At 57.1% G+C, this 1078-nt stretch carries 1 protein-coding gene; it reads left to right on the top strand.

What is annotated here, in order from left to right; genetic code table 11:
* Positions 1-405 precede the first annotated feature (405 nt).
* On the top strand, positions 406-852 hold the full coding sequence (locus ACX3P1_RS28160) for a universal stress protein (RefSeq protein ID WP_459083101.1): 447 nt from the start codon (positions 406-408) through the stop codon (positions 850-852).
* Positions 853-1078: the final 226 nt, after the last annotated feature.

Raw genomic sequence — 1078 nt, 5'->3', positions numbered from 1 at the left:
CTCGTTGTATGCGAATTCCTCGACCGTACGCAACTTCTCCCATTCATCGGGTATTCCTCAAGCCTTCTGCATGGCGCTGTTCGGTGTGACCGCATATCCGACGCTGCCAGCGATCTGGACCGCAGCGCCCCTTCCAACTGGCGGCTCGCGCAATGACGATCCCTCACCAGTATCCTGAACGAAGCGCGCGGAGGGGTAGTCGGCGGTTTTGCGCCGCCAATTCAGTTCGACCAAAATCCCACGTAGCGTTTCTATGTTTGGCCGCGCTGCTCATCGATTGCGCCGCCATGGATCGGGACTGCGATGCCGTTACAGCATCAGAATGTCGCCCCTGATTGAGCAGCGATCGCTTGTTTTCCAATAAGCATCGTGCACGATGCCGGAAGAACCCCGCCGGAGAGAGTAATGTACACGCACATTCTGATCGCAACGGATGGCTCCGAACTTGCCCGCAAGGGCCTTGAGCACGGTCTGTCGCTTGCCAAGCCGCTCGAGGCGAAAGTTACGGTTCTAGCCGTTTCGGAACCCCTGCGACCCGAAATGGCGAATGCTGCCCGTCTGGGGGGTGTCCATGATCCCGTTTCTCGTTACGACCGGCAGATAGATGCAATCATGAAGGAACGATTTGCTTTCATCGAACAGCGCGGGTCCGAGCATGGCGTCACAGTGGATCTAGTGCATGAAATCGATGGATCTCCTGCCGAGGCCATCGTCAGGTTTGCCAAGCTCAAAGGCTGTGATCTCATAGTGATGTCCTCGCATGGCCGGCGTGGCATACGGAAGGTTCTTCTCGGGAGTCAGACATCTGAGGTGCTGGCGAATACAACCATTCCCGTACTGGTAGTCCGGTAGTCGATCTTCACAGTATCAGGATGCTCCGGGTCTCATAGACTGAGCGGCCGGCATTGCCGTCATGGGCGAGCGCACGGCCAGAAAATGCGTCGGCAGCGGCTTGCGCACGGCCATACTCAATTCCCGTTCCTTTACAGCGCGGCGGGACGGACATCCGCACAAGAATTTTCAATCAGGTTAGTCGCCAAGAGCCGAAGAGTCTCGAATAACCGCCGTAGACAATAGC

This window comes from Mesorhizobium sp. A623, from assembly GCF_054489405.1.
This window is presented reverse-complemented; position numbering and strand designations above follow the sequence as displayed.

Coding starts and splice junctions, on each gene's coding strand:
- ACX3P1_RS28160 (WP_459083101.1), top strand. CDS start 406: ATGTACACGCACATTCTGATCGCAACGGATGGCTCCGAACTTGCCCGC.